This window comes from Acinetobacter sp. ANC_7511 (assembly GCF_056779975.1).
The window spans coordinates 1-400 of sequence record NZ_JBWYIY010000058.1; the positions used below are offsets into that span (position 1 = coordinate 1).

Annotated in this window: 1 protein-coding gene; it reads right to left on the reverse strand. The window is 34.0% G+C overall.

Annotated features, from left to right (window positions below; translation table 11 throughout):
• Positions 1-161: 161 nt before the first annotated feature.
• Positions 162-400 (reverse strand): 2Fe-2S iron-sulfur cluster-binding protein (locus AC1M9L_RS14815; RefSeq protein WP_481592562.1); only part of this gene is annotated, 239 nt, incomplete at its 5' end.

Here is a 400-nt window from a genome sequence, read left to right on the forward strand (position 1 = left end):
ATTCACAAATTATGCATGAATATTTAAAATTATTCGGTACAAATAATCAGCAAGGGATAGATCTTTTTTTGATTTATGAAAGAGATCTATTCCTTGTTAAGTTTTTTCCAGCATCTCTTTTACTTGGTAAGGAGAGATGTATGTTTGCTTATTGATTGACATCAAATATCCAGAACCAGAAATTTTGATTTTGATCGTGAACAGCACACCAAAATCTGTTCATTACTCTCTTTTTCTTCATCCGTTAAATACACATCACGATGGTCAGGCTCACCTTCTAATACATCACACAAACATGTACCACACACACCTTGTTCACATGATTTCTCAATCTTTATGCCTTCTCTCGCTAATGCATCGATCAAACTCTCATCCGCTGCAACCGTAATAATTTTATTAC